This is a genomic window from Dermatophilus congolensis (assembly GCF_900447215.1).
Classification (GTDB): domain Bacteria; phylum Actinomycetota; class Actinomycetes; order Actinomycetales; family Dermatophilaceae; genus Dermatophilus; species Dermatophilus congolensis_A.
Genome location: NZ_UFYA01000001.1, coordinates 1,121,768 through 1,145,717, shown reverse-complemented (window position 1 = coordinate 1,145,717; position 23,950 = coordinate 1,121,768). Strand labels below are relative to the sequence as shown.

The following is a 23,950-nucleotide window of genomic DNA, read 5'->3' as shown; positions in this document are numbered from 1 at the left end:
CGGCGTGGGGGCTTCGCCTCACGCATGTGTGGAGAGTTTTACCTCAGTGAGGTCAGTGGTTCTTCGCCGCGGCGGGCTCGGACGACGTTGACGCGTTCGATGAGTACTTCGGCGAGTTCTTCTTCGCTGCGACGTTCGAGAAGCATGTCCCAGTGGGTGCGGACGTGTTTGCCCGGTTTGTGTTCGGGGTCGGGGCCGTCGGCCAGTTTGGCTTCTTGGCCGCAGCGGCACTCCCAGATCGGGGGAATGTCGGCCTCGATGGAGAAGGGCAGCTCACTGATGTGCCCGTTGGGGCACTCGTACTTGGAGATGCGGCGCTCACTGAGGACGACGTTCTCATCGGTTTCCATGCTCAGGGCACTGAGGTTGGTTCCTCGAAGCGAACGTTCTGCCATGTATGGCCTCCTGGACGATGAGCGGTAAGTGGCTTGCTGGCTGTTGTTGAGCCGGTGCCGTGTCGGTCGTGCCGTTATGGGCGCGACGTGTCATTGTCTCTCAACTATGCGCGTGGGTGATGCATTCCCGTGTGGCTGGATGAGCCGTTGTGAGGTTAGTTGGCGTATTCCCAGTGCCAGGGTTCAGGTTTGCTGCCGGTTGGTTCTGCCCATGTGGGGTGGTAGAAGCCGTAGAGGGGTGCGTTTTGTTTCATCCACTGGTAGGCGATGGTGCCGAAGTTTTCGATTCCTCCGCACAGGTCAATGGCGATGCCTAGGCCGTGGTGGCTTTGGCCAGGTACTGCGGCGAGGTCGGGTTTGCGGCGGCGGATGTCGACTTGTTCGGCTAGTGACCGGTAGGAGTCGGAGACGCACAGGTAGTTTCCGGCTTCTTTCCGGTAAGCGGTGCTCATGCGGTCGAAGGCGCTGGCTGCGCTAGGGCGCAGTTTGTGTCCTGGTGCGGTGACGAGGCGGCACAGTGCTGAGTCGGGGAAGAGACCGTTGGGGTAGGTGGCGTTGTCGGTGGAGCAGCTGGTGCCGTTACTGAGGGCGTCGGCGGCTTCGCGTTGGGCCAGAGCGGCTGCTGCTGCAGCGTCGCTGGGGATGTTTTCGGTGGCGGCGATTTTTCCGCGGGTGGCGGCGACTTGGGCGGCCAGGGCGTTGGCTGCGGCTTGATGGGTGGCAACGGTGGCGTCGGCGGCTGCTTTGGCTGTTGCGGCGGCGGTGGTGGCTTTTTCGCGGGTGAGGCGGGCGTTGGCTGCGGCTGTAGCTGCAGTTTGTTGTCGCTGTGCCAGGGAGGTGTAGTGCTCTCGTTGGGAGTTGCGGGTGTCGGCTAGGTATGCGGACAGGGTAGCTGCGGAGAGTTGGTCGCGGGTGCCGGTGGCGACTTTGATGATGGCGGCTAGATCTGCCAGGGAGCCGTTGCCGTTGGTGTAGGCGTCGATGGCCATGGCTTCGACGTCTCGTTTGGCGTCAGTGACGTGTTGGCTGAGTTGGCGTAGTTTTTCGCGTTCAGTTTTTTCAGTGGCGATGGCGGCTTCAAGGGCACGTTTGGCGTCGGCGTATTTTTCCATCGCTGCGGTGGCTGCCGCTGCGGCGGCGTCGAGACGTTGTGAGGCGGCTGCTAGCTGTGCGTTTTGCTGTGCGAGTTGGGTGCGTAGTTTTTCGGCTTGGGCGAGTTGGGCGGCGACTTCGTTTTTGTTGAGGGGGCCGCGTTCGTCTGCGCCGGGTGTGCCGGTTTGTGCTGTTTGTGGGGTGGTGATCTCTGCCGTGGCTGGTGCTGGGGCGGCGCTGGCGGCGAGGATGGCCAGCGCGACAGAGGTGGTGATGCGTTGTGCCCAGGTTGTGGCATGGGCTCGGCTGTGAGTTCCTGTGGCGTGTGTGCGCGACGAGTGTGTCACTGAGTTCCACCTGTCCTCGATTGGTCCCCGTATGGATTGTTTCACTCGGAGGTCGAGAAGTCTGGTCGCGACGTGCCTGTTTGTATGCATGGGGTTTGCGTGTGGGGGAGTGTGACACAGCAGTCGGGGATAGGTCAGGCCGCCCATCCCGCTGGTGGGGTGGGCGGCCTGGCTAAGGATGAAGCGATGGGTTTTACAGGTAGTGCATCCGCATTGCTTGGCGGACTTCGTTAAGGGTGTCGTTAGCGACGTCGTTGGCTCGTTCGATGCCGCGACGCAGGGTGTTTTCGATGATGGCGGGGTCGGCTTCAACTTCGGCGCGGCGTGCGCGGATGGGGGCGAGCATGTCGTTGACCGATTCAATGACGAGTTTTTTGAGTTGCCCGGAGCCGCCATCGCCGATTTCTTCGGCGATTTTCAGGGGGGCGCGGTTGGTGGCGAGCGCGGCGAGTTGGACGAGGTTGGAGACCTCTGGGCGGTTTTCTGGGTCGAAGGTGATGTGGCGTTCGGAGTCGGTGACGGCTTTTTTGAGGACTTTGGCTGTTTCGTCGGCGCTCATACGCAGTTCGACGGTGTTGCCGCGGGACTTGCTCATTTTTTGTCCGTCGGTGCCTAGCACGCTGGGTGCTTCGGATAGGAGGGCATCAGCGCGGCGGAAGACGGGAGTTTTTCCCTCGCCGGCGCGGCCGTAGCGTTTGTCGAAGCGTTGGGCGATGAGGCGGGTTTGTTCGAGGTGGGGGAGTTGATCTTTGCCGACGGGGACAAGGTTGGCTTTGCAGAAGAGGATGTCTGCGGCTTGGTGGACGGGGTAGGTGAGTAGGAGGCCGGACATGGGGCGGCCGTTGGTGGCGTCGGATTCGGCTTTGACCGTGGGGTTGCGGCGCAGTTCTGCGTCTGTGACCAGGGACAGGAAGGGCAGCATGAGCTGGTTGAGGGCGGGGATGGCTGAGTGAGGGAAGATGGTTGCTTTTTCGGGGTCGATGCCCACGGCGATGTAGTCGGTGACGAGGGAGCGGACGCGTTCGGCGATGGCGCCTACGCCGTCGCGGTCGGCGATGACTTGGTAGTCGGCGACGACGAGCCAGGTGTCGACGCCAGAGTCATGGAGGCGGACCCGGTTGCGTAGGGATCCGAAGTAGTGGCCGAGGTGCAGGTTTCCGGTGGGGCGGTCGCCAGTGAGGACGCGGAAGCGGGAGGCGTCCTCGGCGATGGCGGCTTCGACTGCGGCGCTGCGCTCTTGTGCTGCTTTGTATGAGGCTTCTGATGTGGAGCGTGCGAGTGTTTCGCCGGCGTCGTCGTGGTCGTTCAGGTTCTGCGGGGTCTCGTTGGCGGTCACGCGGGAAACTCTATCTGCCCACTGCCGGAGGCCAGCGTGGTTGTGCAGCGTATGGAGTGCAGAAAAGTAAGTGCTGGCCTGCGTTGTGGGGACATGCCGAAGAGGTGTTTAACCGGGCACGGGTGGGCAGCTGGCGGTTAAGGTCGCGGTGGGTGCTGCTGTCTGTGTGGTGGCGCCTGGAGCAGTTCCGTTAAGACACAGCTGTGTGTCGGATTGGCGCTGAGCGCTGGTCAGAAAGGAGCAAGCATGGGTTTTGAGGACAAGGTCAAGAACGCCGCGACGGATCTTCAGGGCAAGGTGAAAGAAGCCGTAGGGAAGGTCACCGGTGATGGCAAGCAGGAGGCTGCTGGCCGCGCTGATCAGGCAGAAGCTGATCTGAAGAAGGCTGGCGAGCACGTGAAGGATGCGTTTAAGAACTGATACCGGGCTTGCCGGTGGGTTGTGGGGTCTACTTTAGGTGGGCCCCACACCTGTTTTATGTGGGAGGTAACTGCTGAGTCTGTCTTGTTGGTGTCTTTGGCTTCAATCTGTTGCCTGAGTAAAAAGAGCTTTTCAGTCCATCATTGTCGGCACCATGGCGGGAGAAAGTGTGATTTTTGGCAGTGATATCTCGATCCGGTTGATCGAACGCAAAGATGCTCCTGAGCTGGCGAAACTACTGGTTGCTGACCGTGAAAAATGCGCATGATGGTTCCCGCCGCGTCCTGAAGATTTTTATGGCGAAGAGGGGCAACGGCCCGTGCAGTCCGCGCCTCGTCAGAGGACCGCGTCGCGCTTTGGGTCATTGACGTTGGTTTTGGGTCAGGGTGGTTGCTGCTTATTTCGTTTCCAGTTGTTCCGATTGTTTTTATCTGGGGAACTGGTTGAAAGAGGCAGTCATGTCTGTACAGCAATGTTGTAGTGATGCACATGATGTGATTCGAGTGCGGGGTGCCCGAGTCAATAATCTCCGTGATGTATATGTTGACCTACCGAAACGGAAGCTGACCGTGGTGACGGGGGTGTCCGGTTCAGGGAAGAGCTCTTTAGTTTTCGGGACAATCGCCGCTGAGAGTCGTCGGCTGATCGATGAGACATATCCGGCGTTTATGCAGGGTTTTCTCCCTTCTCCGCCCAGGCCAGATGTTGACTATTTGGGTGGTTTGACCACGGCGATTGTTGTTGACCAAGAGCGGATGAGCGCAAATGTTCGCTCAACTGTCGGCACGGTGACAGAGGCAAATACTTACTTGCGGATGTTGTTTTCGCGGTATGGGAGTCCGCATGTGGGGTCACCGCAGGCGTTCGCGTTCAATGTGCCATCGATGAGTGGGGCTGGTGCAGTCACGGTTTCTCGAGGAAAAGGGAAAGTTGTCAAAGAGAAGCGCTCTTTTTCAGTGACTGGTGGGATGTGCCCGCAGTGTGAAGGGACAGGGTCAGTTTCGGATGTGGATGTGAGTGCTGTTTATGACGAGGACAAGTCATTAGCTGCAGGGGCGCTTCTTGTTCCGGGCTACTCGATGGATGGGTGGTTTGGGCGCATTTTTGCTGGATTTGGATTCCCGATGGATATTCCGCTGAAAGATTTCACACCTACACAGATCGAGGATCTTTTATATAAAGAGCCGACGAAGTTCACGGCGGATGGATTGAACCTTACGTTTGAGGGAGTGGTGTCCCGTATCCGCACATCAATGTTGTCCAAAGATCGTGAAGCGATGCAGCCGCACATTCGTGCTTTTGTTGATCGCGCGATCGTGTTTCGCCAGTGCCCGCAGTGTGCGGGGACGCGTTTGGCTCCGCACGCTTTGGAATGCCGCATCGACGGGAAGAACATCGCAGATGCCTGTGCCATGCAGGTGACAGATCTTGCGGCATGGCTCCGTGAGCTGGATATTCCAGCAGCGGTGCCGCTGTTGGATGGCTTATGCGGGCTGCTTGATTCTTTTGTTGAGATTGGGTTGGGGTATTTGTCCCTTAGTCGCTCTTCAGGAAGTCTCTCCGGTGGAGAGGCGCAACGTACAAAGATGATCCGTCACCTCGGATCGTCGTTGACGGATGTGACGTACGTGTTTGATGAGCCTAGTGCTGGGCTGCATCCGCATGATGTTGAGCGGCTGAATGCGGTGTTGTTGCGGTTGAGGGATAAGGGAAACACCGTTTTGGTGGTCGAGCACAATCCTGCGGTGATTGGGATTGCTGATCATGTGGTGCAGATGGGGCCAGGTGCCGGGCCAGAAGGCGGGATGGTGTGTTTTGCGGGTGGGGTTGATCAGTGGGGCAGTGGTGAGGTGAGTGCTGGTCTTTTGGGTGCGGGGGTGAAATGTAAATCTACGGTGCGTGCACCTGTGGGCGTTTTCCCGATTCGGGGGGCTAATTCGCACAATCTGGTGGGAGTGGATGTAGATGTGCCGTTGGGAGTCTTGGTGGCGGTTACGGGGGTGGCTGGGTCAGGTAAGAGTTCTTTGGTGCATGGGTCGATCGTGGGGGAAGGGGTGGTGTTGATAGATCAGTCGCCTATTAAAGGTTCGCGTCGTTCTAGCGTCGCTACATATACAGGTGTGTTTGATCCGATACGGAAAGCGTTTGCAAAGGCTAATGGGGTTAAGCCGGGGTTGTTCAGCGCAAATTCGCAAGGGGCGTGCCCCAACTGCAAAGGCATCGGGGTTATATATACGGATTTGGGTTTTATGGAAACTGTGAGTGCTCCGTGTGAGGTGTGCGGGGGAGTGGGGTTTCAATCCCACGTTTTGGAGTACAGCTTTGGTGAGGGGAAAAACAGCGATGGGTGCAATATCGCGCAGGTTTTAGCAATGTCGGTGGATAGTGCACGGCTTTTCTTCGGGCAAGGGAATGGGTGCATCCCTGCCGTGGTGAAGATTCTTGACCGAATCTGTGCTGTTGGCCTCGGGTACCTGACTTTAGGGCAGTCATTAACAACGCTTTCTGGAGGCGAGCGGCAACGCTTGCGACTTGCTGCGCGCATGGGTGAAGCGGCTGCCCTGCTTGTGCTCGATGAGCCCACTACTGGTTTGCATGAGGTTGATGTGGCGCGGCTGCTGGGGCTTTTTGATCGACTTGTTGACGCAGGTTCCACGGTTGTGGCGATCGAGCATCGTCAGGAGGTCATTGCACATGCAGATTGGGTCATTGATCTTGGTCCTGGGGCGGGTAGAGACGGGGGACGTGTTGTTTTCACGGGAACTCCTGCCCAGATGATTGCCAGCGGGGCTGGCATAACAGGGAGGTTCCTGGCTCGTAATGCAGATGTACGTGTTTAACGGTTGTGGCCTAGTGCTGATGGGGGAGAGGTGTCGACTGCGGTGGCGGAGGATTGGCAATTCTGCACTTCATCACGTAAGGCCGCCATTTGTGCGTCGAGGGCAGTTGCTGTGGCAGCCACATCCAGTAAGGTGCGCTCGACGTGCGGGGGGATAGTCGCTTGGTACTTGTATCGGATTTCGTGTTCCACGCTGGCCCAGAAGTCCATCGCGATGGTGCGGATTTGGATTTCGACAGGCAGATGCAGGGTTTGGTGGGCAAGAAATACCGGTACGGACACGATGAGGTGCAGTGAGCGGTATCCGTTGGGTTTGGGTGTGGCGATGTAGTCCTTGATTTGGAGTAGTTCGAGGTCGGGTTGTCGTTGCAGGATGTTGCAAATGTCGTAGACATCAGCGACGTAGGGGCAAGTGATGCGCACCCCGGCGATGTCTCGTACGACGGTGGCTGCTGCGGTGAGGTCATAGAGGCAGTCGAGTCGCTGCATTTTGGCGATCAAGCTGTCGTAGCTTTTCAAACGGTGTTTGACGTGCATGATCGGGCTGTGACAGATGCCGTTGTCGAACTCTTCGCGCAGGATACGGATCTTGGTAAGTACTTCATCGAGGGCGTATTTGTAGCGATCACGGAATGCCACGAGGGCTTCGACGGACTCGTGGGAAAACGAGGCGGAGTCGATGCGGCCGGCGTTAACTGCCAGCATCACGTCGGTGACGCCGACGTTGTGCGTCCGTGGGTCGGGGGCTGTGTCCGCCATATCTATGGAAACTACCTCACTGATAGATGACTGCGGCAGACCTATCGTCGACGTATATCGATGATTGGCGATTTTGACTGAAGGGGCGCCGGGGGAGTATGTGCAGGTGAAGCCTGTTCTGGGGGCGCGGTGGCCATGAAAAGGACTGCCGTGGTTGTGGGCGATATTGGCTGAAGTCAATGGGTGGCGAAAATCTGGGGTCAGCTGATTTTGGTGTGCGTGGGCTACGGGGGTGCTGCGGTGTGACTGACCGCGTGGAGCAGCAGACTAGGTGGCTGCACGGGTTACGTCGATGTAGTTCCCTGCGGTGCTGCGGTGCACATGGCGGTGAGTTGGCGCATTGTTGGGTTTGCAGCCGAGCGTTTGAGTTGTTCTCACCACTTTCCATATAACGCCGATAATCAACATTATGTCAAAATAGCTGGAGAACGGCACCTGAGAGGGGTTCTGTACAGCTCCCCCCAATGCGCTTGTTGCGACCGTTTTTCACTCCGTTGTCAACGGATACAGCTTCAGTACCGCGCTGACTGTCGAGGCATGCCATTTCGCGCCGCCTTGTGCTGTTGGGATTCCTTCGGTGTTGAGTTGCTCGGCGATGGCACGTAGAGATTTTTTCTCGCTGCGTTGACGGTGAATTCGAGCCACGATGTCTGGGTCAACGTTTCTACGGCGGCCTAGTGTTGCGCCCGTGGCTTTTTTGTGCGCCAAAGCTTCGCGGGTGCGCTGAGCGATGAGATCGCGTTCATATTGGGCTGCGCAGGCCAGGATTGTGGTGGTGAAACGCCCTGCAGGGTCAGTGGTGTCAATGGCTGGACTGAGGACAACTAGCCCCCAGGAGCCCTTATCTGCACGGGTGAGAATGTCGGCTAGGCCAGCCACAGATCGCGTGAGGCGATCAAGTCGAGTGACCATCAAAACGTCTGCTTCGCCTGCATCAAGCCTGGTCAGGGCGTCATCGAGGCCGGTTCGGCGATCTTGGGTGCCGGAAACCGCCTCATCGCAGGCAATCTCAATGCTCCATCCGCGCGCCTGTGCGGCACTAGTGAGCGTGGCTCGCTGAGTGTCCAAGCTGATGCCATTTATTGCTTGGTCTGCGGTGGAAACGCGGGTGTATCCGATAGCGCGCATACTGCTCTCCCCTATGAGATAGGTGCCTCTCCCCCAGAGAGTACAACAAACGGTCCTTTTGTGTACATCAAATAGTCATCATGTACAGCAAAAGTTCTGAGCAGAAGAAACAAGCCAAAAAACCGCTAATGCGTACAGCAAAAGGTATGTCACATCGCCCCAGAATCCACCAACCGACGCAACGCCTCCGCCGCCCCAATCAAATACGCCCGCTCCGAAGAAGACGCCCCCACCTCCCCAGCATCAATCGAGCGAACAAGATCATCCAGAGCACGCGCGGTCGCCATGGGATCACGATCATCACCCTGACCCGACCGGGTCCGCTCCTGGCTCGTCATGGCGCTCAGGGTAACGTGAGCACCCCACTCGCCAGGGGAACACAAGAACCCCAAACCCCGCGTGGCGCCACCTTCACCACCCATCACCAGAGGAAAAACCACCACCACTCCCCCGCCTCAACCCAGGCAACTCCCCCACACTGGCCTCAATAACATCACCGAGGGCAACCAAATCTGCCCGGCACAGCCGCAACACCACACCACAGCCATCATCACGCAACACCATCCCCTCAGCCCGCCACCGCGCCGCCGCCTCCACCAAAAGAAACCCCGGCAACCGCCCAGAAGCATTCACCACCCGCCACCACGGCACCTGCCTGCCACCACACCCAGACATCACCCGCCCCACATGCCGCGGCGACCTACCAAACAACTCCCCCAAATCCCCATACGTCACCACCTGACCAGCAGGAACCAACCGAACAACCTCATACGCCTGATCGGCAAACAACTCACTCACAACCCACTCCCCTACACACAACAACCACAACACAACAACCAAACACCGTTCACGCCTGCGCACCACGCATGAACGACAATGGTGCCTCACGGCAACCGCAGGCAACGGGAGGACAACGGCATGAACAATCGGATCCCCACCACCGAGGATCCCGCCGACCCCATATACGAACTGCGAGCCGACAACATCTGCGCCGGATATGCCCTCGGCCGCGCAGGCCGAAGCAGATGGCGAGGATGGCTCGACAGCCCCTCCCGCCCCGGAGGAACACTCGTCCTGGACAACATCAGCATCACCATTCCCACCGGCACCCGAATTGGCCTACGCGCAGACCCCAACAGCGGAAAAACCACCCTCGCCCGCGTTCTTGCCGGCCACATCGAACCCCTCTCAGGCCACGTAACCTGCAATGGCACACCCGTAGCCGCGCGAAAAGGGGCGCCCCACAGCGATATCCACCTCCTCACCTCATCGCCACGTCAGCAGGTCGACCCACAACGCACCCTGGCCCAATTCATCGCCGAACCACTCTTGACCTCAACCGCCCAATCATTACCGCCCATCGAAAACACCGCCGTCCTACGCTCAGCAACTGACGGCACCGAAACCACCGCGCACTCCCACGACGCCATCCGCTACGTATGGAGCCGCGAATCGCACGCAGCCCACGCAGCTGACCTCAATCACCTCACCACTACCGACGAAGTCCGCAACGCTGCCGACTTCGTCAAACTCACCACCACCGCACTGCACGCACACCCTGAAGAAGTCTGCCTAGCCGACCTGCGCCGCGCCGCATTCGCACGCCTCCTCCTGGCCCACCCCGCCTACCTCATCTGCGACGAAGCCACCACCGACGAAGCCACCACCGAACTCCTGGGCAGCATCACCCAACACCTCGCCAGCAACGGCACAGGCATCCTCATCACCAGCCGCACTCACGACTTCCTCGCTGCATGCACTGACGCCGTCACAGAACTGGCCACCCTATAAAGACAAGCCCACCGGCCACCCAACACCCACCGCACAGTTCTCACCCAAGAACACCGTAATTTCTTACACACACAATCCATCGGCCCAAGGCCGCACCCACCCGGCAAGGAGTCATTCGTGGGGTTCATCTTTCTCATCCTGGCCGTCGTCCTCGGCGTAGCCGTGCTCTCACGCCTATTCGGCGGCAGCGACGACGCCCACGACGAAGTATTCGAAGGCGTCGCACCCGGAATCATCCCCGCCTCCGAAACCGAAGCGCCCACCCGGCAAATCACCGCCGCCGACCGCAAACTACCCGTCGCCGTCCGCTTCGAAGCCCCCGAACGCATGCGCCCTGAAGAAACCGGCATCATCCGCGACCGCAACACTAGCGGCTCTGACGTTGCCGCAGCCTTCGTCGCCATGACCGTTGAAGGCTATTACCGCATCGAAAACCGTGCCGGCGACACCCCTGAAACCACCGACACCGGAACAGCCAGCACAACCAAACCCGCCAAAAACACCAAAGACAACTGGATCATCACCCGCACCGACAAATCTCCAGACGACCTCGAACCACTACGCCGAAACCTCTACGAGTCCATCTTCGCCACCGGCGACACCGTCGCCCTCGAAGCAGCCAAAGCAAATATGCGCGGCGCAGCACTAACCCTCCAACAAGAAATCAACACCGGCGCTATCACCAAAGGTTGGTACACCGCTGGTGGGGCAAGCCGCACCGCCGTCGGATCAGCCCTAGCAGCCCAAACCGCCGGATTCCAGGAATACCTCGGTCGCGCCGAACAGAAACAACTCCAATACGAAGAAGCCGCAGGCATCTTCAGTCGCTTCCTCCCCTGGGCTGTCGGGCTCGGCGTAGCGAAAGAATGGTCCGGCCACTTCGCCGACATTGCCGCCCAAGCTGAAGCAGAGGGCTACGGAGACGCCCTCATGGCAGCCTGGGCCGCCGACCTAGCCTGGTGGACCGGAATGGCCATGCTCCTTAACCCCGGCATGTTCGACGGGCTAGGCGAAGCAATCGGTGAACTCAGCGAAGGCATCGAAGATTTCGCCTCCGACATGCTCAGCTTCGGTAGCGAACTCTTTGATGAAGACCCCTTCACCCGCTTCGGTGGCATCTTCGAAGACGACACAGACTCAGGAGTCTTCGGAGGGCTCTTCGACGACGACAACCTCTAAACAGCCACACGCCACCACGCCGCGACCACTCCACCTAGGGGAGGTCGCGGTTTTTTATGCGGTCACCACCATTGCGAATAGCCTGTCGAAGAATGCCTCGATAGTGCGGCACCAACCCCGGAAGGTAATACGGATGCAGCCTCACCTGGCTTGCATCGCCCCCCTCTATTACGCACGCCAAACGATCGAGATAGAACTCCCACAACGGGCCCCGCTGCTCAAGCGTCTGCGCGCACGTATATGACTGCATCACTGTGATCGTGCATCCAGGAACAACATCACGAGGATCCGAATCAAGAGTAAACGTGATGTGATGAGGAGAAACACGCTCACCTTTGGATGCATCCAGCGCCAGCGTGATACTGCGCCCAGGCTGAGCATCCTTGATGGTAAACGTCAGCCATGGTGAGGGGTTCTCCTGCGTGAGAAGAATGTCAACACGGCCAGTGTTGTTGTTCGTGCTGCGAGGGCCAATCCACTGTGGAGCTGCCGAATCATCAGTAAGGGCCTTCCACGCCTGCTCCGCAGACACCGCGAACGAACGCTCACAGGCCACGATAAGAAATGCCGGGTCATAGCGGTGCACATGTTGTCCAAGGCCGGGCATATGTTCGGCGACGAGGCGACTCGTTGCCTGCGAATGCATAGAGAGTCCCTTCTCTGGTGACCCGGCACCACTGCCACTCATACACAGTCATGAACCGAATTCCCTTCTATTCTAGGCCTTGTCGCGATAGGTGAGATTCGCTGGGGCGCTCCGTAGAATCTCGGGGTGACCCGACCCGACCCTGCCTCAATCCTCTTGCGCCAAGCCAAGCGCGATCTGGACCCCCTCTCATGCGACTACTACACCGCAGCCGAATGCCGTTCCTGCACCATGCTGGGGATACCGCATCGAGACCAGATAGCAAGCAAGCAGGCGCGCATCCAGGCACTGCTAGCCCCATATACTGCCCCGGAGGGATATGCTTGGGAGGAACCCGTCTACCACTCCCCCAGCGGATTTCGAAATAAAGCCAAGATGGTTGTTGGAGGCACTACTCACGCCCCCACGCTCGGTATCTTGGACCGTGATCGCCGCCCTGTTGACCTGCGTCATTGCGCACTGATTGACCCCCGTATCGAAAATGCTTTCGGGGCAGTGACCGCGATGATCACAGCCTGTGGCCTGGCCCCCTACGACGTTCCGAAACGTTCAGGCGAACTGAAGAATGTGCTCATCACCGTTAATCCTGACGGTGAACTGATGGTGCGTTTCGTGGTGCGCTCCGAGAGGTCCGTATCTGCTCTGCGTGCAGCGCTTCCCGTACTTACCGAACAACTCCCCCATGTGCGTGTGGTATCCGTGAATGTTCTACCGGAACATAAAGCGGTCCTCGAGGGAGAGCAGGAATGGATCCTCACCCCCGAATCCACCTTACCGATGCGCCTACCTGGACTCACCCTAGAGCTAGGGGTGAAAAGTTTCTTCCAAACTAACAGCGAGATCGCTGCTGACATGTATCAGCAAGCCGTGCGGTGGGCTCACGATATCGGCGCTAAACACGCCTGGGATTTGTATTGCGGAGTTGGTGGGTTCGCGTTAGCGCTTACCGCCGTTGTGGAATCAGTAGTGGGCGTCGAAGTCTCTGCCGAAGCGGTCGCAGCGGCAAAACGAACGGCACAGGACACTGGGTTGAGCGGTGTCGCTTTTGTGGCGGCAGATGCACGGCAGTGGGTGGGGCAACAGGATTGCGTTCCTGACCTAGTTGTGGTGAACCCGCCTCGCCGTGGGTTGGGGTCAGAGTTGGCACGCGTACTGGAAGGCTCTGGTGCGCAACGAGTGCTGTATTCGAGTTGCCAGGCAGCCACGCTGGCAGAAGACCTGGCTGTGATGACTTCGTGGCGGATTGAGCGAGCCCGCATTTTCGACATGTTCCCGCAGTCAGATCATTGTGAAGTGATGGTACTGCTGACCAGAACAGAGATGACCGATTAACCCTGGTGCCTCCGGCAGGAGGCACCAGGGTGTGGTTAGTTATCGGATTTGCGGCAAGGAAGCGCGTAGTAGCCCTTCAGAGTTCAGGCCGAGCAGTTCAACCGCCTGAGACAAGAGTGTCTCTCCCCCGCTGCCGATAACACCGCGAAGATCCTGTGCTAGTGCAGTCCCAAGCAAAGACGCGTTCGCTGCCACAGGGGTGTCCATGTTGTCTGTGGGGAAGAATCGGTCGAACGGACCGGTCTTTGGCATAGGCGTCACATCGATCTCTGCACGTGTGACACCGAGTCGGAAAGCGACTCGATCGACAGCTTCGTCCAAACCACCAAGGTGATCGACGAGTCCGTGGGTGTGTGCATCCCGGCCAGACCACACGCGGCCGCGGGCGAGTTTTTCGACTTCATCGACTGGCATGTTTCGCCCTTCAGCGACTTTACTGATGAAGTCGTCATACACAATGTCCAAAAGACGGCCCAGTTCTTGGCGGGAATCCTTGTCGAAAGCGTCAAAAACGGACAGGAAGGTCGCGTGCCGGCCTCGGGTTATGGAGTCGTGGGTGACGCCGATACGTTCCAGGCTTTTACCGACACTGGTTTTCCCAGCGATCACGCCGATGGAGCCAGTGAGTGTGTGCGGGTCAGCCACGATTTCGGTGCCAGCTGAGGAAATATAGTAGCCACCAGATGCAGCTGCTTGCCCCATGGAGATAATGACAGGGATCCCGGCTTCGCGGACCTGCATTACTTCGCGGCGGATGGTGTCTGAGGCGGTAGCGGATCCTCCACCGGAGTTGATGCGCAGCACCACGGCTTCAACTTTTTCATTGACTGCGTGGCGCAGGGCAGCGCCGAGGTCATCGGATCCGATGCTGTGACCGCGAGGGCCAGGGTTGGAACGGCCTAGGTGAATGGGGCCGTGCGCGGTGATGAGCGCCACGTTACGTTTGCCGCGTTTGCGTTGGAGAGCGTTGCGGATAGCCGAGTGGTCGTAGCGTTCAACATATCGGGTGGTGGTGCGCTCCCGCTGGGGGTCTTCCAAGCGCTCGTATAGCCAGCTGTAGGCCTCGTCGCGGTATCCGATGTGGTCGATCAGGCCGATTTCTTTGGCTTGTTCGGGGGTGAGGAACCCAGCGTCGAGGATGCTGCGGGCAGAATCTAATTCGATACCGCGACCGGCGGCGATTTCTTCGAAGGCGGCATCGATGCCGCTGTCGAGGATGGCTTGGTATTGCTCGCGGTCAGCGTCGGTGAAGCGGCGTTCAGTGAGGGCGTCAGCGGCGCTCTTGTATTCTTTACGGCCATCGAATTCGGGTTTAGCGTCGATTCGGTTGAGGGCGTCATTGAAGAATGGGCTGGTCAACGAGGTGCCTACTGGTGAGATGAGGCCGCTGGGTTGGAGCCAGATGTGTTCACAGGCGGATGCGATGAGTAGCTCGGTGAGGGATGAGTTGTTTTCGCCCATTGCCTCCGCCCAGGCGAGGGTGGGTTTTCCGCTTTCGCGGAAGCGGCGGATGGCGCGGGTGAGTTCGTCGGCAAGCTCCATGTTCATGGAGACACCTGCAGCGTGGACGACAAGGGCAACGACCTTATCGTCATGGGCTGCGTCGCGCAGACCGCAGATGATTTCCCATAGGCGGGGCGTGGTGCGTTGGGAAAGGATTTCCAGGGGGTTGGTGGGTGCAGTTTCGGTCAGACCACGAGCAGCGTCTATTTCAAGGATGACGTTGCCAGAAGTGCCTGGGATAGGGATGCGGCGCAGGAGTGCGTCGTCAATGGGGAGTTTGTCGAGGAGCTGTCGCAGTGAGGCCATAGTTCGACGGTAAGTGACTATCGCTGTGGGGGCATCTCGTTCCGTTCGAGGCGGAATTGCTGTGTTGCTTGTTTTTCGGTGTTGTGGGTGCTTTCAACGTTGCGGATAGCCTCGGCGACGGTTGTGGGGGCCCAGCCTGCGAGGTGGTGTCCGGCCCATTGGACAACTTGGACGGTGACGAGGTTGTGGCGGGGGTTTTCGGTGTTGAGGGTTTCAGCGAGGTCGCGTTGCTGCTTAATCCAGTTGCGGTTGTGTGGCAGGAGTCTGTGCCACACCGCGACGAGGAGATGTACGGGGATGGCGGGGAGAGATTTTTCGGCGCGGAGGCGGTGCAGTTCGGTGGCTAAATCCAGGTAGGCGGCATCTTCGATGCAGGCTGCACCGAAGCGGCGTAGTGGGCTGTGTGGCACGGAGTAGCGGATGAGGAATCTGCCTAGGCGTAGGAGCATGCGGCGCCTGCGCGCGGGGACGGGTAGGTCGGGTTCGATACTGCCGTCGAGGATGACGACGCCAGCGACCAGATCCGGGTGGGTACGGGCCACGGCTTCAACGATGAATCCCGCCCAAGAGTGGCCGACGATGGTGGCAGGTAGAGGCGCTCCTCGTCGTTCGGCCATTTCCAGAGCGGTGACGACACGGTTGATCTCGTCGTTGAGGGTGGGCGGGTCGTGGCGGGGCATGTCGGATAGGTGTCCGAGGCCGGGACGGTCGAAGGTGATGACGGTGTGGTCTTTGGTGAGTTGTCTGGTGAGGTCGTTGAAGGTGTGGGCTGCTAGGCCTAGGCCGGTGGCGAGCAAGACGGTGGGGCCGTTGCCGATAACGCGCAGGCTGATGGGGGCGACGCGGTTTCGGTTGCGGAGCGCGTTGCTGATTCTGTCTCGGGGGCGTCGTGGTGCTCCGGTCATGTGATGAACGCTACTCCCCTGTTGTTGTAGTTGATTGGTGGCAGGGCCGGGAGAGTGGGTGTGTGGCCTGCGTCGTTAAGCTCCTGGCATGACTCTTGGCATCGATTTTGGAACTACTCGAACAATTGTTGCTTACGCGGACCGAGGGAACTACCCGGTCGTCTCTTTCTTCGATGCTGATGATGAGCCGCACTGTCATTTCCCGTCAGTGGTGGCTGATACGTCGGATGGTTTGGTGTATGGGTTTGCTGCATTGGAGGCAGCAGCGGATGGTGCACGTTTGACGCGTTCTTTTAAGCGCCTTTTGGCTAGCCCTGATGTGTTTGCAGCGACGCCGGTGTGTATTGGTGACCGCGAGGTCCCTCTCATTGACGTATTGACGGGCTATGCGCAGGCATTGCGGGAAGCATTGGCGACGAAGTCTTCGATTGCAGCAGATGTGTCAGCAGGTGGCCCTGGAATGTTGGACACCGTGTTGGCTGTTCCGGCGCACGCACACGGCCCACAGCGTTACCTGACCTTGGAGGCTTTCCGTGCGGCTGGCTTCACAGTGACAGGAATGATCAATGAGCCTTCAGCTGCTGGTTTTGAGTTCACGCACGGGCAAAGCCGCACGTTGAACTCGCGCCGTTCCCGGGTGGTGGTGTACGACCTGGGAGGTGGGACGTTTGATGCTTCATTGGTCAATGCTGATGGCACCGACCATCAGGTGATGGACTCGACGGGATTGAACACCGTCGGTGGTGACGATTTCGATGCGGGATTGGCTCGTTGCGCAATGCGTGCTGCTGGTCGTACCCGTGAAGAATTGGGAGCCAAGGTGTATGCCCAGCTGCTGGAGGACTGTCGGGACGCCAAGGAGCATTTGTCTCCGCAGAGCAAACGGATCCCTCTTGAGGTTGATGGCGCTGCGGTCACAGTGACGGTGGCGGATTTCTATGAAGAGGTTGCCCCGTTGGTGAAGAAAACAATCCAGGCTATGGCGCCACTGGTCGGTGGCCTTGACCATGAAGCGTTGACCGATTCAGAAGTTGCTGGCATTTATTTGGTAGGCGGTGCTAGTGGGTTGCCACTGGTGCCCAGGCTGGTCAAAGCGCAGTTTGGTCGGCGTGTGTTCCGTTCCCCTTACCCGGCAGCCTCGACTGCTATTGGGTTGGCGATTGCTGCCGACGAGGGCGCGGGGTATTCGCTGTCGGATCGTCTTTCGCGTGGCTTTGGCGTGTTCCGTGAAGGTGATGGTGGCCGTCAGGTGTCCTTTGATCCTCTGGTAGATCGCAGTGTGTTGGTCGATCGGCACAGTGATGTGTCGGTGAGCCGTACCTATCGGGCCGCGCATAACGCCGGTTGGTTCCGTTTCGTTGAGTACGGGACGTTGGATGAGTTCGGCGGGCCGCGTGGGCAGATCGTGCCGTTCGCGGAAGTGGTTTTTCCCTTCGATGCGGCGTTGCAAGCTATGGAGAATGAATCTCCTGGCAGTGTTGCTGCGGTGCCGGTTGAGCGTACGGAGATCGGGCCGCTCATTGAGGAGCGGTACACCATTGACCGTCACGGCATTGTGTCGGTGACGTTGAGCGATCAAGACACGGGTTTTTCGCGCACGTATGAGCTCAAAGGTGAGAAGACTGCTACGCAGGTGTAGTGGCTAGATGCCCTGGCCGGTGTGTAACCGGTCAGGGCATCGGCTCTGTGGGAATGGTGACTTCGTGTTCGTAGTCGTCGTATGAGCGGGGGTCTTCGCTGGGTTCAATATGGATAGAAATGGTCACTTCACCGAACTCGGCGCGGATCGCTTTTTCAATTTCTTCGGCGAGGTCGTGTGAGCGTTTCACAGTCCAGGTGCCGGGAACGAGTAGGTGCATGGAGGTGAAGCGTTGCTGTCCGCTTTCTCGGGTGCGTAGGGCGTGGGCAGCGGTGGGTGCTGGGGTGAGGGCGGCGACGATTTCGGCTAGACGGGTGTTTTCTTCTTTGGGCCAGGAGACGTCCATGAGGCCGTCGATGGATTCTTTAATGAGTTTCCATCCGGTGATGATGATGTTGATGCCGACGGCGAGGGCCACGATCGGGTCAAGGATTTCCCAGTCGGTGACAAGTACTAGAGCTACGCCGACGACAACCCCCACGGAGGTCCACACGTCGGTCATGAGGTGGCGGCCGTCAGCGGTGAGAGTGAGTGATCGGTGAGTTTTACCGGCGCGGATAAGGATGAGAGCCACGGCACCGTTGATTGCTCCTGCCACCAGGGAGATAGCTAGGGCGGGGCCGATGTTGTCCAGGGGTTTGGGATCAAGTAGGCGTTGGGTGGCGGTGAAGCAGATAGCTGTGGCGGCGACGAAGATCATGATGCCTTCGACAGCGGCGGAGAAGTATTCAGCTTTGCTGTGGCCGTAGTGGTGGTTGGCGTCGGCGGGCATCGCGGCTGCGCGCAAGCTGATGAGCGCAATGATCGCGGCGACAAGGTTGACGGACGATTCGAGTGCGTCGGAGAGCAGACCGACTGAGCCGGTCATCCACCAAGCCAAGATTTTGAGTGCCATAGTTCCCAGCGCGGCGGCGATGGATAACCATGCGTATTTTGTCAGATCCACGACTGTTCCTGAGTGTGGGGCAGGGCCGGACGCGGAGCTGTTCATGAAAAACATGTTCGGCTCATGCGTTCGGCCCTGCAAGGAAGGTGAGGCGTACCGGAGTTCGTGTCGCGACTAGCCGCTGTAGACGGTTAGTCCAATGAAGTTGGGGGTAGTGATGTTGATGGTGGTTCCTCTGGCGCCGTTCTTCTTGATGAGGAAACCGATGCCGTCTTTGTCTACTCCCACGAAAGCTGCCTTGCCGACCAAGGGGGTCAGGGAACGCATGGCCCCGTAGTAGCCATCGAGTGGGATGGCTTTGCTGCTGAACTTGCCGGTGCCGCTGCCGGTGTACAGGAAGGCACGTCCGTCGTTGCGGACGCCGATGACATCTGTTTTTCCATCACCGCTCCAGTCACCCATGTTCATGATTTGTTTGAACGTGTGCCAGCCTGATCCGATTGGTCGGGCACGGTGGAAGGTGCCGTTGCCTTTACCGGGGTAGAGGTAGAGCCGTCCACTGCGGTTGGTGGCGAGCATGTCGGGGATGCGATCGCCGGTGAAATCGGCTCCGGCGGTTAGTGAGCGCATTGCGGCCCACCCGTGCCCGACCTGGCGGCCGTTGGCCAAGGTGCCGTCGTTTTTTCCGGTGAACAGGTACATCCGCCCTTTGTGGTCTACGCCCAGGACATCACCGCGACCGTCGCGGTTGAGGTCTCCAGCGGCAACGACGCTGCCATAGGAGGCGAAGTTGCCGCTGTGGATCTTGCGGGCGAAGGCCAGGTCATTGCCGGTGTAGGCGGAGGCAAACAGGGCGTTTGAGGTGCCGCGCATGATCACATCAGCTGCGCCTACAAGTTGGTTACCAGGGGTTGACACCGGCGGTTTGGGGGCTGGCGCCGGAGCCGGTGCCGGAGGGCGAGAGACACCTCCGGGAACTCCGTTGCTGCCGTTTCCATTGCGCACCATTCGGGCAACATCTCGGCGGATTTGCGGTAGCCGTGAGTAGAAGTAGTCCCCGGGGCATTCGGTGGCGCCGACGTCACGGTGTCCAACGATTGCTGGGTAGGTGCGCCCGTAGATGGTTTGGGTGCCTTGCGGGTTGAAACCGTGGATAGATGCTTTCCAGGCGATAACTCGCTCAACGGCGTTAACGGCTGCGTTAGAGATGGGCGCTTGGCTGTGGTTACCCATCACGGAGACGCCGGTGGTGACGCTGTTAGTGCCGTATGCGTGTGCACCGACAACAGCGCTGTTGGTGCCGCCAGCACGGCCTTCCCAAATACGTCCCCATTTGTCGACAAGGAAGTTGTAGCCAATGTCGCTCCAGCCACGGTCTTTGACGTGGAAGGCATAGATTCCGCGCAGGATGGCAGGTACCTGGGATTGGCTGTAGTTGTTAGTCCCTTCCGTGTGGTGTATCACTGCTCCGCGGACGACGCCGTAACTGGGTGCATTACGGCGCAACGATTCGTCAGCCCCCCAGGCGGCACGGGAGTTGATCCAGGGGCGGTTCACTGCGGCTGCTGCGCTGCCAGGAGCCACAGTTCCGACGGTGGAGTCGGCCGGTGATTCGTTGGGGTCGATGAGGCTGAGTTTGGCGTCTACCGTGTCTTGTCCGACAGGGCCGAGGGTGCGAACTTGGGCGTGGGTGGCTTCAGTGACCACGATGGGGTCACTCCCAGCACGGGTCGATGAAGCATTGGGGTCGGCTTTTTCTTCACCGGATTCTGCTTCAACAGCTTTCCACTCGCCCCACCCTGCTGCGGTGCGCAGTCGGTATTGGACGACAACATCGGTGCCGGTTCCGGCTTTCCATGTCACACCCATAACTGTCAGAGGTGCGGGAACTTTCTGTTCCGGGGAGATTTCCAGCACGTGTGGGTTTTTCTTTGCTGCTGGGGATAGCTCTGCCGTTGCGGCTTGTTCTTGGGCCAGCTTTTTATCGCGGGCGGTCAATGCTTTTCCGGTACCCGCGGTGGCCTCGGGGGCTTGAAGAGCAACTTCAGTTTTTTCTGTAGACACGGGAATTGGATCAGCGGAAGCATCAAAAATGCCAGGCGATACCACTGTCACCATGGGGGCCAGTAAAGCTATAGCGGTTGCGACAGATAGGTGCCGGATTCGCACGATGGATTCTCCTCAGTGTGCGTTTCACAGCCGATCGTGCGGCCGTGCTGGAAAAGGCTTTGGATCTTGGCGGGTCCGCCTACCAGTCGTCCGCATCTGCCTGCATCTGAGGTGAGCATGTAATCATTTCGTGTCATAAAACCCCTGCTTGTTACGCAAATAGGGTCGATGCAGCAGTGAACCCCACCTCGCTTCGCGAGGTGGGGTTCAGCACGAAAAAGATTAAATATCAGTGCTTCTGGCCAATTTGGTCAAGCATTTCTACGTACCACTCCTGAGTGACGTCGAAAGCTTTGTGTCCCTTGATGCGGTCAAATTCAATTGCCCGCAATTCGTCATTTTTCTCTTCGTCATGGCCAACAACTCCGGGAACGCCAGCCAAAGCCTTGTCGACAGCGAGATCGGTCATAGAAGCAATGAGGTTGAGGTCATATTCGTTCGCGGCAGCGGAGCGCGCAAAATAACCTGACTTTTGAACGAGGACCTTTTCTGCACCCAGTAGCGCAGCGAACTGCTTACCAAACCATGCCCCTGGGTTGATTTCAGCTAGGCGCACGTGACCGAATGCGTCCCGAGGCACATCTGCCCCTTCAGCTTCCATACGGGCCACGATGTCCTCAACGCCGGCGCCTTCAGAGATGAACAAGTTAACGCAGCCCACCTCATCCATAACGGCTTTAAGGCGGTTCGCTTCTGCCTCGATGTCGATATGAGCTTCCGGCACGTAGATGCCGTGAATGTCCCATGCACGGCGGTCCAAACCAATTTCAGGAAGCCACTGGCGCGTGTCGAGCCAATCACGGTATTTGCGTGCAGTCGCGCCGGTTAGCCAGCCACAGTTACGCCCCATCACTTCGTGAATGATGAGCATGCGTGCGTTAGCGTTGTGTTCACCAACAACATTGGCAGCGAACTGAGCGCCGTACTGTGCTGCAGTGTCAGCCCCCAGGGACTGGCGAACCGGGACGATGTCGTTGTCGATTGTTTTCGGCAGGCCCACTACTGTCAGCGGGTAGTTATTAGAGGCCAGGTGAGCAGCCAAGTCCGCTGCCGTGGTGTTGGTGTCGTCGCCACCAATGGTGTGCAGCACATCCACGCCATCTTCAGTCAGGCGCTTGGCTGCGAAGTCCAGCGGATCCACACCCTCAGGGACCAGCCCACGCTTGACGAGGTCAGCAGTGTTGGTCAGCTTCACACGAGAGTTTCCGATCGGGGAACCACCGAAACCGTGCAGCAGGTGTGCGTTCTGACGCACCTGGTCAGTGATGGTGTAGAAGTCACCACTGAGCAGGCCCTGGTAGCCGTGCTTGTACGCGATGATCTCAACATCGGGAGCCACCTTCGAGTACTTCTCGATGAGGCCACCGACAGCGGACGACAGGCAGGGAGCAAATCCCCCGGCGGTGAGCAGAGCCACACGTTTCACGGACGCAGCGGTGTCTGACATGAACGAACCACTTTCGGGCTTGATGGACGTCGGTCAACTCGAGCCTAGTACGCCAATCACTCCGGTTTTACCGGCCCAGGCACAGCATGCGCGACAACCGGACCTTCCCTGCGCCGGCTGCTCCCACCGGAACTGGGCATTTCAGCACCCTGATCGGTCAGGCTATCCATCGGCGGCAACACTCCCCCACTGTGAGGGATATCCCACGTATGCACTGGTTCACCCGTGCGCGCATTGGCCTGATACTGCAACGTCATAGATCGCAACGCTTCAGCACGGGACTGTCCACGAGACTCAAAAGCCTTCACTGCTTGCACCTGCCACACCGCCCCATTGGTGCGCGACAAACAACGCCCCTCAATCACCCCTAAGTACAGGTCGATAGCATCCTGATCTGCTCCCAAGCTGCGCAGACCCGCCTCCGCGACAGGCAGCAGCACATCAAGAACAAGCTGATCAGGTGTTACCCGCCCAACACCTGGCCAAAACATCTGCGCATCAAAACCATCCCGCGCACCGCGCAAAAAATTCGTCTCCGCGGCAGTGAAAGACAACTTGCTCCAAATAGGACGAGTCTGCCGAGAGAAAAACCGGGTAGCCCCGAAGAAAAACGCAGCATTAGCGACCATGTCAGCAGCAGTCGGCCCAGCCGGCAGCACCCGATTCTCCACACGCAAATGCGGAACTCCCCCAGCAGTGTCATAAATGGGGCGGTTCCAGCGATAAATAGTGCCGTTGTGGAGCATCAACTCCTCCAACTGCGGAACTCCCCCAGCAGCCAACACCGCTTCTGGATCCTCATCACTCATCTCTGGCAGCAACGGCGGAAAATAACGCACATTCGCCTCAAGTAGATCAAAGATCGAGGTAATCCAGTTATCCCCAAAGTGCACCCGCGGATGCACCCCCTGATTCACTAACTCTGCCGGCCGTGTATCTACCGCCTGAGTGAAAACAGGAACCCGACCCTCTTGCCAGATCTCCGTGCCGAAAAAATACGGCGAATTCGCCCCAATCGCCACCTGAGCACCAGCAATCGCCTGCGCTGAGTTCCACGCCCGTGCGAAGTCACGCGGCGTCACCTGAGTATGCAACTGAAACGACGTGCATGCCCCTTCGGGAGCAACAGTGGGCCACCCCATATGCAGGCGCTCGCGGGAAGGACCTGTGATGTCCAAAACTACGTCTTCGCCTCGGGCGCGGATGATCGCATCATTCAACGCCTGGAACCGGCTAGATTCGGTCATCCACTCCCCCGCTAACTCCTCGGTAGTTAACGTAGGAAGCAGACCGATGGGCAGCACACTGGCACCTATCGTGGCTGCAGCCCGGTTCACCTCACCCATGGAGGCCCGCAGCTCGGCCCGGAGCCGGTGGAGCGCATCCCCATCTAACAGGCGGGGCTCGGCATTGACCTCCACATTGAACCGGGCTAGCTCAGGCACGACATCGATCCCCTCAGAGGCATCGATGACAGCGAGGTTGTCAAACACGGCTTGACCATTGGCGTCAATGAGGTCCAGTTCGAGCTCAACCCCAGTCATGGGGGTCTCCTCAGCGAAATCTGTTCCGGATAAAAGTTTTTCGAAAACATCCAGGTCAAGCTGCACTTTGGAACGAAACCTGCCCGGTAAAGAAAAGTCCCACTCCGGTGACGTAATCTCACGACCCATACGGCTCAGAGCCTCCTCCAGCGGGGGGTGACACAGACACACCGCACGCTACCGGCATCACCTGCTGTTATCGCTACGGCGCACCCATGGGCGCGCATGCATTCTGCGCCTACCACCTGTGAGCGTGCGCACGCATCCCTGGTACGCACAACGCACAT

At 58.8% G+C, this 23,950-nt stretch carries 20 protein-coding genes; 6 read left to right on the top strand and 14 right to left on the bottom strand.

Annotated features, from left to right (window positions below):
- Positions 1–38: 38 nt before the first annotated feature.
- The 3 genes from DXZ77_RS04880 to trpS all read right to left on the bottom strand — a co-directional run bounded on the left by DXZ77_RS04880 (position 39) and on the right by trpS (position 3,170).
- A complete protein-coding gene (locus tag DXZ77_RS04880; RefSeq protein WP_028326251.1) occupies positions 39–395 on the bottom strand; it encodes an RNA polymerase-binding protein RbpA in 357 nt (118 codons plus the stop codon).
- Positions 396–550: 155 nt separating this feature from the next.
- Positions 551–1,834 (bottom strand): M15 family metallopeptidase, encoded by a 1,284-nt coding sequence (locus tag DXZ77_RS04875; protein WP_115030376.1) that lies wholly within the window; start codon positions 1,832–1,834, stop codon positions 551–553.
- 193 nt (positions 1,835–2,027) lie between these two features.
- On the bottom strand, positions 2,028–3,170 hold the full coding sequence (gene trpS, locus DXZ77_RS04870) for a tryptophan--tRNA ligase (protein ID WP_442778414.1): 1,143 nt from the start codon (positions 3,168–3,170) through the stop codon (positions 2,028–2,030).
- A gap of 246 nt (positions 3,171–3,416) precedes the next feature.
- Between trpS and DXZ77_RS04865 the strand changes: the two genes are divergently transcribed.
- Positions 3,417–3,590, top strand: a complete 174-nt coding sequence (locus tag DXZ77_RS04865) for a CsbD family protein (RefSeq protein WP_115030375.1) — start codon at positions 3,417–3,419, stop codon at positions 3,588–3,590.
- 458 nt (positions 3,591–4,048) lie between these two features.
- Positions 4,049–6,430, top strand: coding sequence for an ATP-binding cassette domain-containing protein (locus DXZ77_RS04860; protein ID WP_115030373.1), 2,382 nt, complete (start codon positions 4,049–4,051; stop codon positions 6,428–6,430).
- On the opposite strand, the gene DXZ77_RS04855 is transcribed toward DXZ77_RS04860, so the two are convergent.
- The 4 genes from DXZ77_RS04855 to DXZ77_RS04840 form a co-directional block, all read right to left on the bottom strand.
- The gene (locus DXZ77_RS04855; RefSeq protein ID WP_243888697.1) at positions 6,427–7,188 is read right to left on the bottom strand and encodes a GTP pyrophosphokinase; all 762 of its coding nucleotides are present in this window, start codon (positions 7,186–7,188) and stop codon (positions 6,427–6,429) included. The genes DXZ77_RS04860 and DXZ77_RS04855 overlap by 4 nt on opposite strands.
- A 486-nt stretch (positions 7,189–7,674) precedes the next feature.
- Entirely contained in the window at positions 7,675–8,316 is a 642-nt protein-coding gene (locus tag DXZ77_RS04850) for a recombinase family protein (protein WP_115030371.1), read from the bottom strand.
- 149 nt (positions 8,317–8,465) lie between these two features.
- Complete coding sequence (locus tag DXZ77_RS04845; protein ID WP_147279196.1) at positions 8,466–8,654, bottom strand: hypothetical protein; 189 nt, start codon at positions 8,652–8,654, stop codon at positions 8,466–8,468.
- Positions 8,655–8,727: 73 nt separating this feature from the next.
- Positions 8,728–9,114 (bottom strand): MGMT family protein, encoded by a 387-nt coding sequence (locus DXZ77_RS04840; RefSeq protein ID WP_115030367.1) that lies wholly within the window; start codon positions 9,112–9,114, stop codon positions 8,728–8,730.
- Positions 9,115–9,234: 120 nt separating this feature from the next.
- On the opposite strand from DXZ77_RS04840, the gene DXZ77_RS04835 reads away from it, so the two are divergent.
- Positions 9,235–10,107 carry an ABC transporter ATP-binding protein gene (locus tag DXZ77_RS04835; protein WP_181816034.1) on the top strand — a complete coding sequence of 291 codons (873 nt, stop codon included), beginning with the start codon at positions 9,235–9,237 and terminating at the stop codon, positions 10,105–10,107.
- A 117-nt stretch (positions 10,108–10,224) separates the two neighbouring features.
- Positions 10,225–11,286 carry a DUF2207 domain-containing protein gene (locus DXZ77_RS04830; RefSeq protein WP_115030363.1) on the top strand — a complete coding sequence of 354 codons (1,062 nt, stop codon included), beginning with the start codon at positions 10,225–10,227 and terminating at the stop codon, positions 11,284–11,286.
- A 34-nt stretch (positions 11,287–11,320) separates the two neighbouring features.
- Here DXZ77_RS04830 and DXZ77_RS04825 read toward each other — a convergent pair whose 3' ends face one another.
- On the bottom strand, positions 11,321–11,932 hold the full coding sequence (locus tag DXZ77_RS04825; protein ID WP_115030361.1) for an SRPBCC family protein: 612 nt from the start codon (positions 11,930–11,932) through the stop codon (positions 11,321–11,323).
- 126 nt (positions 11,933–12,058) lie between these two features.
- Between DXZ77_RS04825 and rlmD the strand changes: the two genes are divergently transcribed.
- Positions 12,059–13,264 (top strand): 23S rRNA (uracil(1939)-C(5))-methyltransferase RlmD, encoded by a 1,206-nt coding sequence (rlmD, locus tag DXZ77_RS04820; protein WP_258553137.1) that lies wholly within the window; start codon positions 12,059–12,061, stop codon positions 13,262–13,264.
- Positions 13,265–13,303: 39 nt separating this feature from the next.
- Here rlmD and sppA read toward each other — a convergent pair whose 3' ends face one another.
- On the bottom strand, positions 13,304–15,073 hold the full coding sequence (sppA, locus tag DXZ77_RS04815; RefSeq protein ID WP_115030359.1) for a signal peptide peptidase SppA: 1,770 nt from the start codon (positions 15,071–15,073) through the stop codon (positions 13,304–13,306).
- A 17-nt stretch (positions 15,074–15,090) separates the two neighbouring features.
- Positions 15,091–15,978, bottom strand: coding sequence for an alpha/beta fold hydrolase (locus tag DXZ77_RS04810; protein ID WP_115030358.1), 888 nt, complete (start codon positions 15,976–15,978; stop codon positions 15,091–15,093).
- A gap of 88 nt (positions 15,979–16,066) precedes the next feature.
- On the opposite strand from DXZ77_RS04810, the gene DXZ77_RS04805 reads away from it, so the two are divergent.
- A complete protein-coding gene (locus DXZ77_RS04805; protein ID WP_115030356.1) occupies positions 16,067–17,617 on the top strand; it encodes an Hsp70 family protein in 1,551 nt (516 codons plus the stop codon).
- Between the two features lie 31 nt (positions 17,618–17,648).
- On the opposite strand, the gene DXZ77_RS04800 is transcribed toward DXZ77_RS04805, so the two are convergent.
- The 4 genes from DXZ77_RS04800 to DXZ77_RS04785 all read right to left on the bottom strand — a co-directional run bounded on the left by DXZ77_RS04800 (position 17,649) and on the right by DXZ77_RS04785 (position 23,663).
- Positions 17,649–18,608 (bottom strand): cation diffusion facilitator family transporter, encoded by a 960-nt coding sequence (locus DXZ77_RS04800; protein WP_115032568.1) that lies wholly within the window; start codon positions 18,606–18,608, stop codon positions 17,649–17,651.
- 69 nt (positions 18,609–18,677) lie between these two features.
- Positions 18,678–20,567 carry an FG-GAP-like repeat-containing protein gene (locus tag DXZ77_RS04795; RefSeq protein WP_181816033.1) on the bottom strand — a complete coding sequence of 630 codons (1,890 nt, stop codon included), beginning with the start codon at positions 20,565–20,567 and terminating at the stop codon, positions 18,678–18,680.
- A 334-nt stretch (positions 20,568–20,901) separates the two neighbouring features.
- The gene (locus DXZ77_RS04790; protein ID WP_115030352.1) at positions 20,902–22,119 is read right to left on the bottom strand and encodes a pyrophosphate--fructose-6-phosphate 1-phosphotransferase; all 1,218 of its coding nucleotides are present in this window, start codon (positions 22,117–22,119) and stop codon (positions 20,902–20,904) included.
- 56 nt (positions 22,120–22,175) lie between these two features.
- Complete coding sequence (locus DXZ77_RS04785) at positions 22,176–23,663, bottom strand: glutamate-cysteine ligase family protein (RefSeq protein WP_220181593.1); 1,488 nt, start codon at positions 23,661–23,663, stop codon at positions 22,176–22,178.
- Positions 23,664–23,950: the final 287 nt, after the last annotated feature.

Excerpts from the sequence above, each read along its gene's own strand:
- DXZ77_RS04880 (WP_028326251.1), bottom strand. The coding sequence starts at position 395 with ATGGCAGAACGTTCGCTTCGAGGAACCAACCTCAGTGCCCTGAGCATG.
- DXZ77_RS04865 (WP_115030375.1), top strand. The coding sequence starts at position 3,417 with ATGGGTTTTGAGGACAAGGTCAAGAACGCCGCGACGGATCTTCAGGGC.
- DXZ77_RS04860 (WP_115030373.1), top strand. The coding sequence starts at position 4,049 with ATGTCTGTACAGCAATGTTGTAGTGATGCACATGATGTGATTCGAGTG.
- DXZ77_RS04855 (WP_243888697.1), bottom strand. The coding sequence starts at position 7,188 with ATGGCGGACACAGCCCCCGACCCACGGACGCACAACGTCGGCGTCACC.
- DXZ77_RS04850 (WP_115030371.1), bottom strand. The coding sequence starts at position 8,316 with ATGCGCGCTATCGGATACACCCGCGTTTCCACCGCAGACCAAGCAATA.
- DXZ77_RS04845 (WP_147279196.1), bottom strand. The coding sequence starts at position 8,654 with ATGACGAGCCAGGAGCGGACCCGGTCGGGTCAGGGTGATGATCGTGAT.
- DXZ77_RS04835 (WP_181816034.1), top strand. The coding sequence starts at position 9,235 with ATGAACAATCGGATCCCCACCACCGAGGATCCCGCCGACCCCATATAC.
- DXZ77_RS04825 (WP_115030361.1), bottom strand. The coding sequence starts at position 11,932 with ATGCATTCGCAGGCAACGAGTCGCCTCGTCGCCGAACATATGCCCGGC.
- sppA (WP_115030359.1), bottom strand. The coding sequence starts at position 15,073 with ATGGCCTCACTGCGACAGCTCCTCGACAAACTCCCCATTGACGACGCA.
- DXZ77_RS04810 (WP_115030358.1), bottom strand. The coding sequence starts at position 15,978 with ATGACCGGAGCACCACGACGCCCCCGAGACAGAATCAGCAACGCGCTC.
- DXZ77_RS04805 (WP_115030356.1), top strand. The coding sequence starts at position 16,067 with ATGACTCTTGGCATCGATTTTGGAACTACTCGAACAATTGTTGCTTAC.
- DXZ77_RS04800 (WP_115032568.1), bottom strand. The coding sequence starts at position 18,608 with ATGAACAGCTCCGCGTCCGGCCCTGCCCCACACTCAGGAACAGTCGTG.
- DXZ77_RS04790 (WP_115030352.1), bottom strand. The coding sequence starts at position 22,119 with ATGTCAGACACCGCTGCGTCCGTGAAACGTGTGGCTCTGCTCACCGCC.
- DXZ77_RS04785 (WP_220181593.1), bottom strand. The coding sequence starts at position 23,663 with ATGACTGGGGTTGAGCTCGAACTGGACCTCATTGACGCCAATGGTCAA.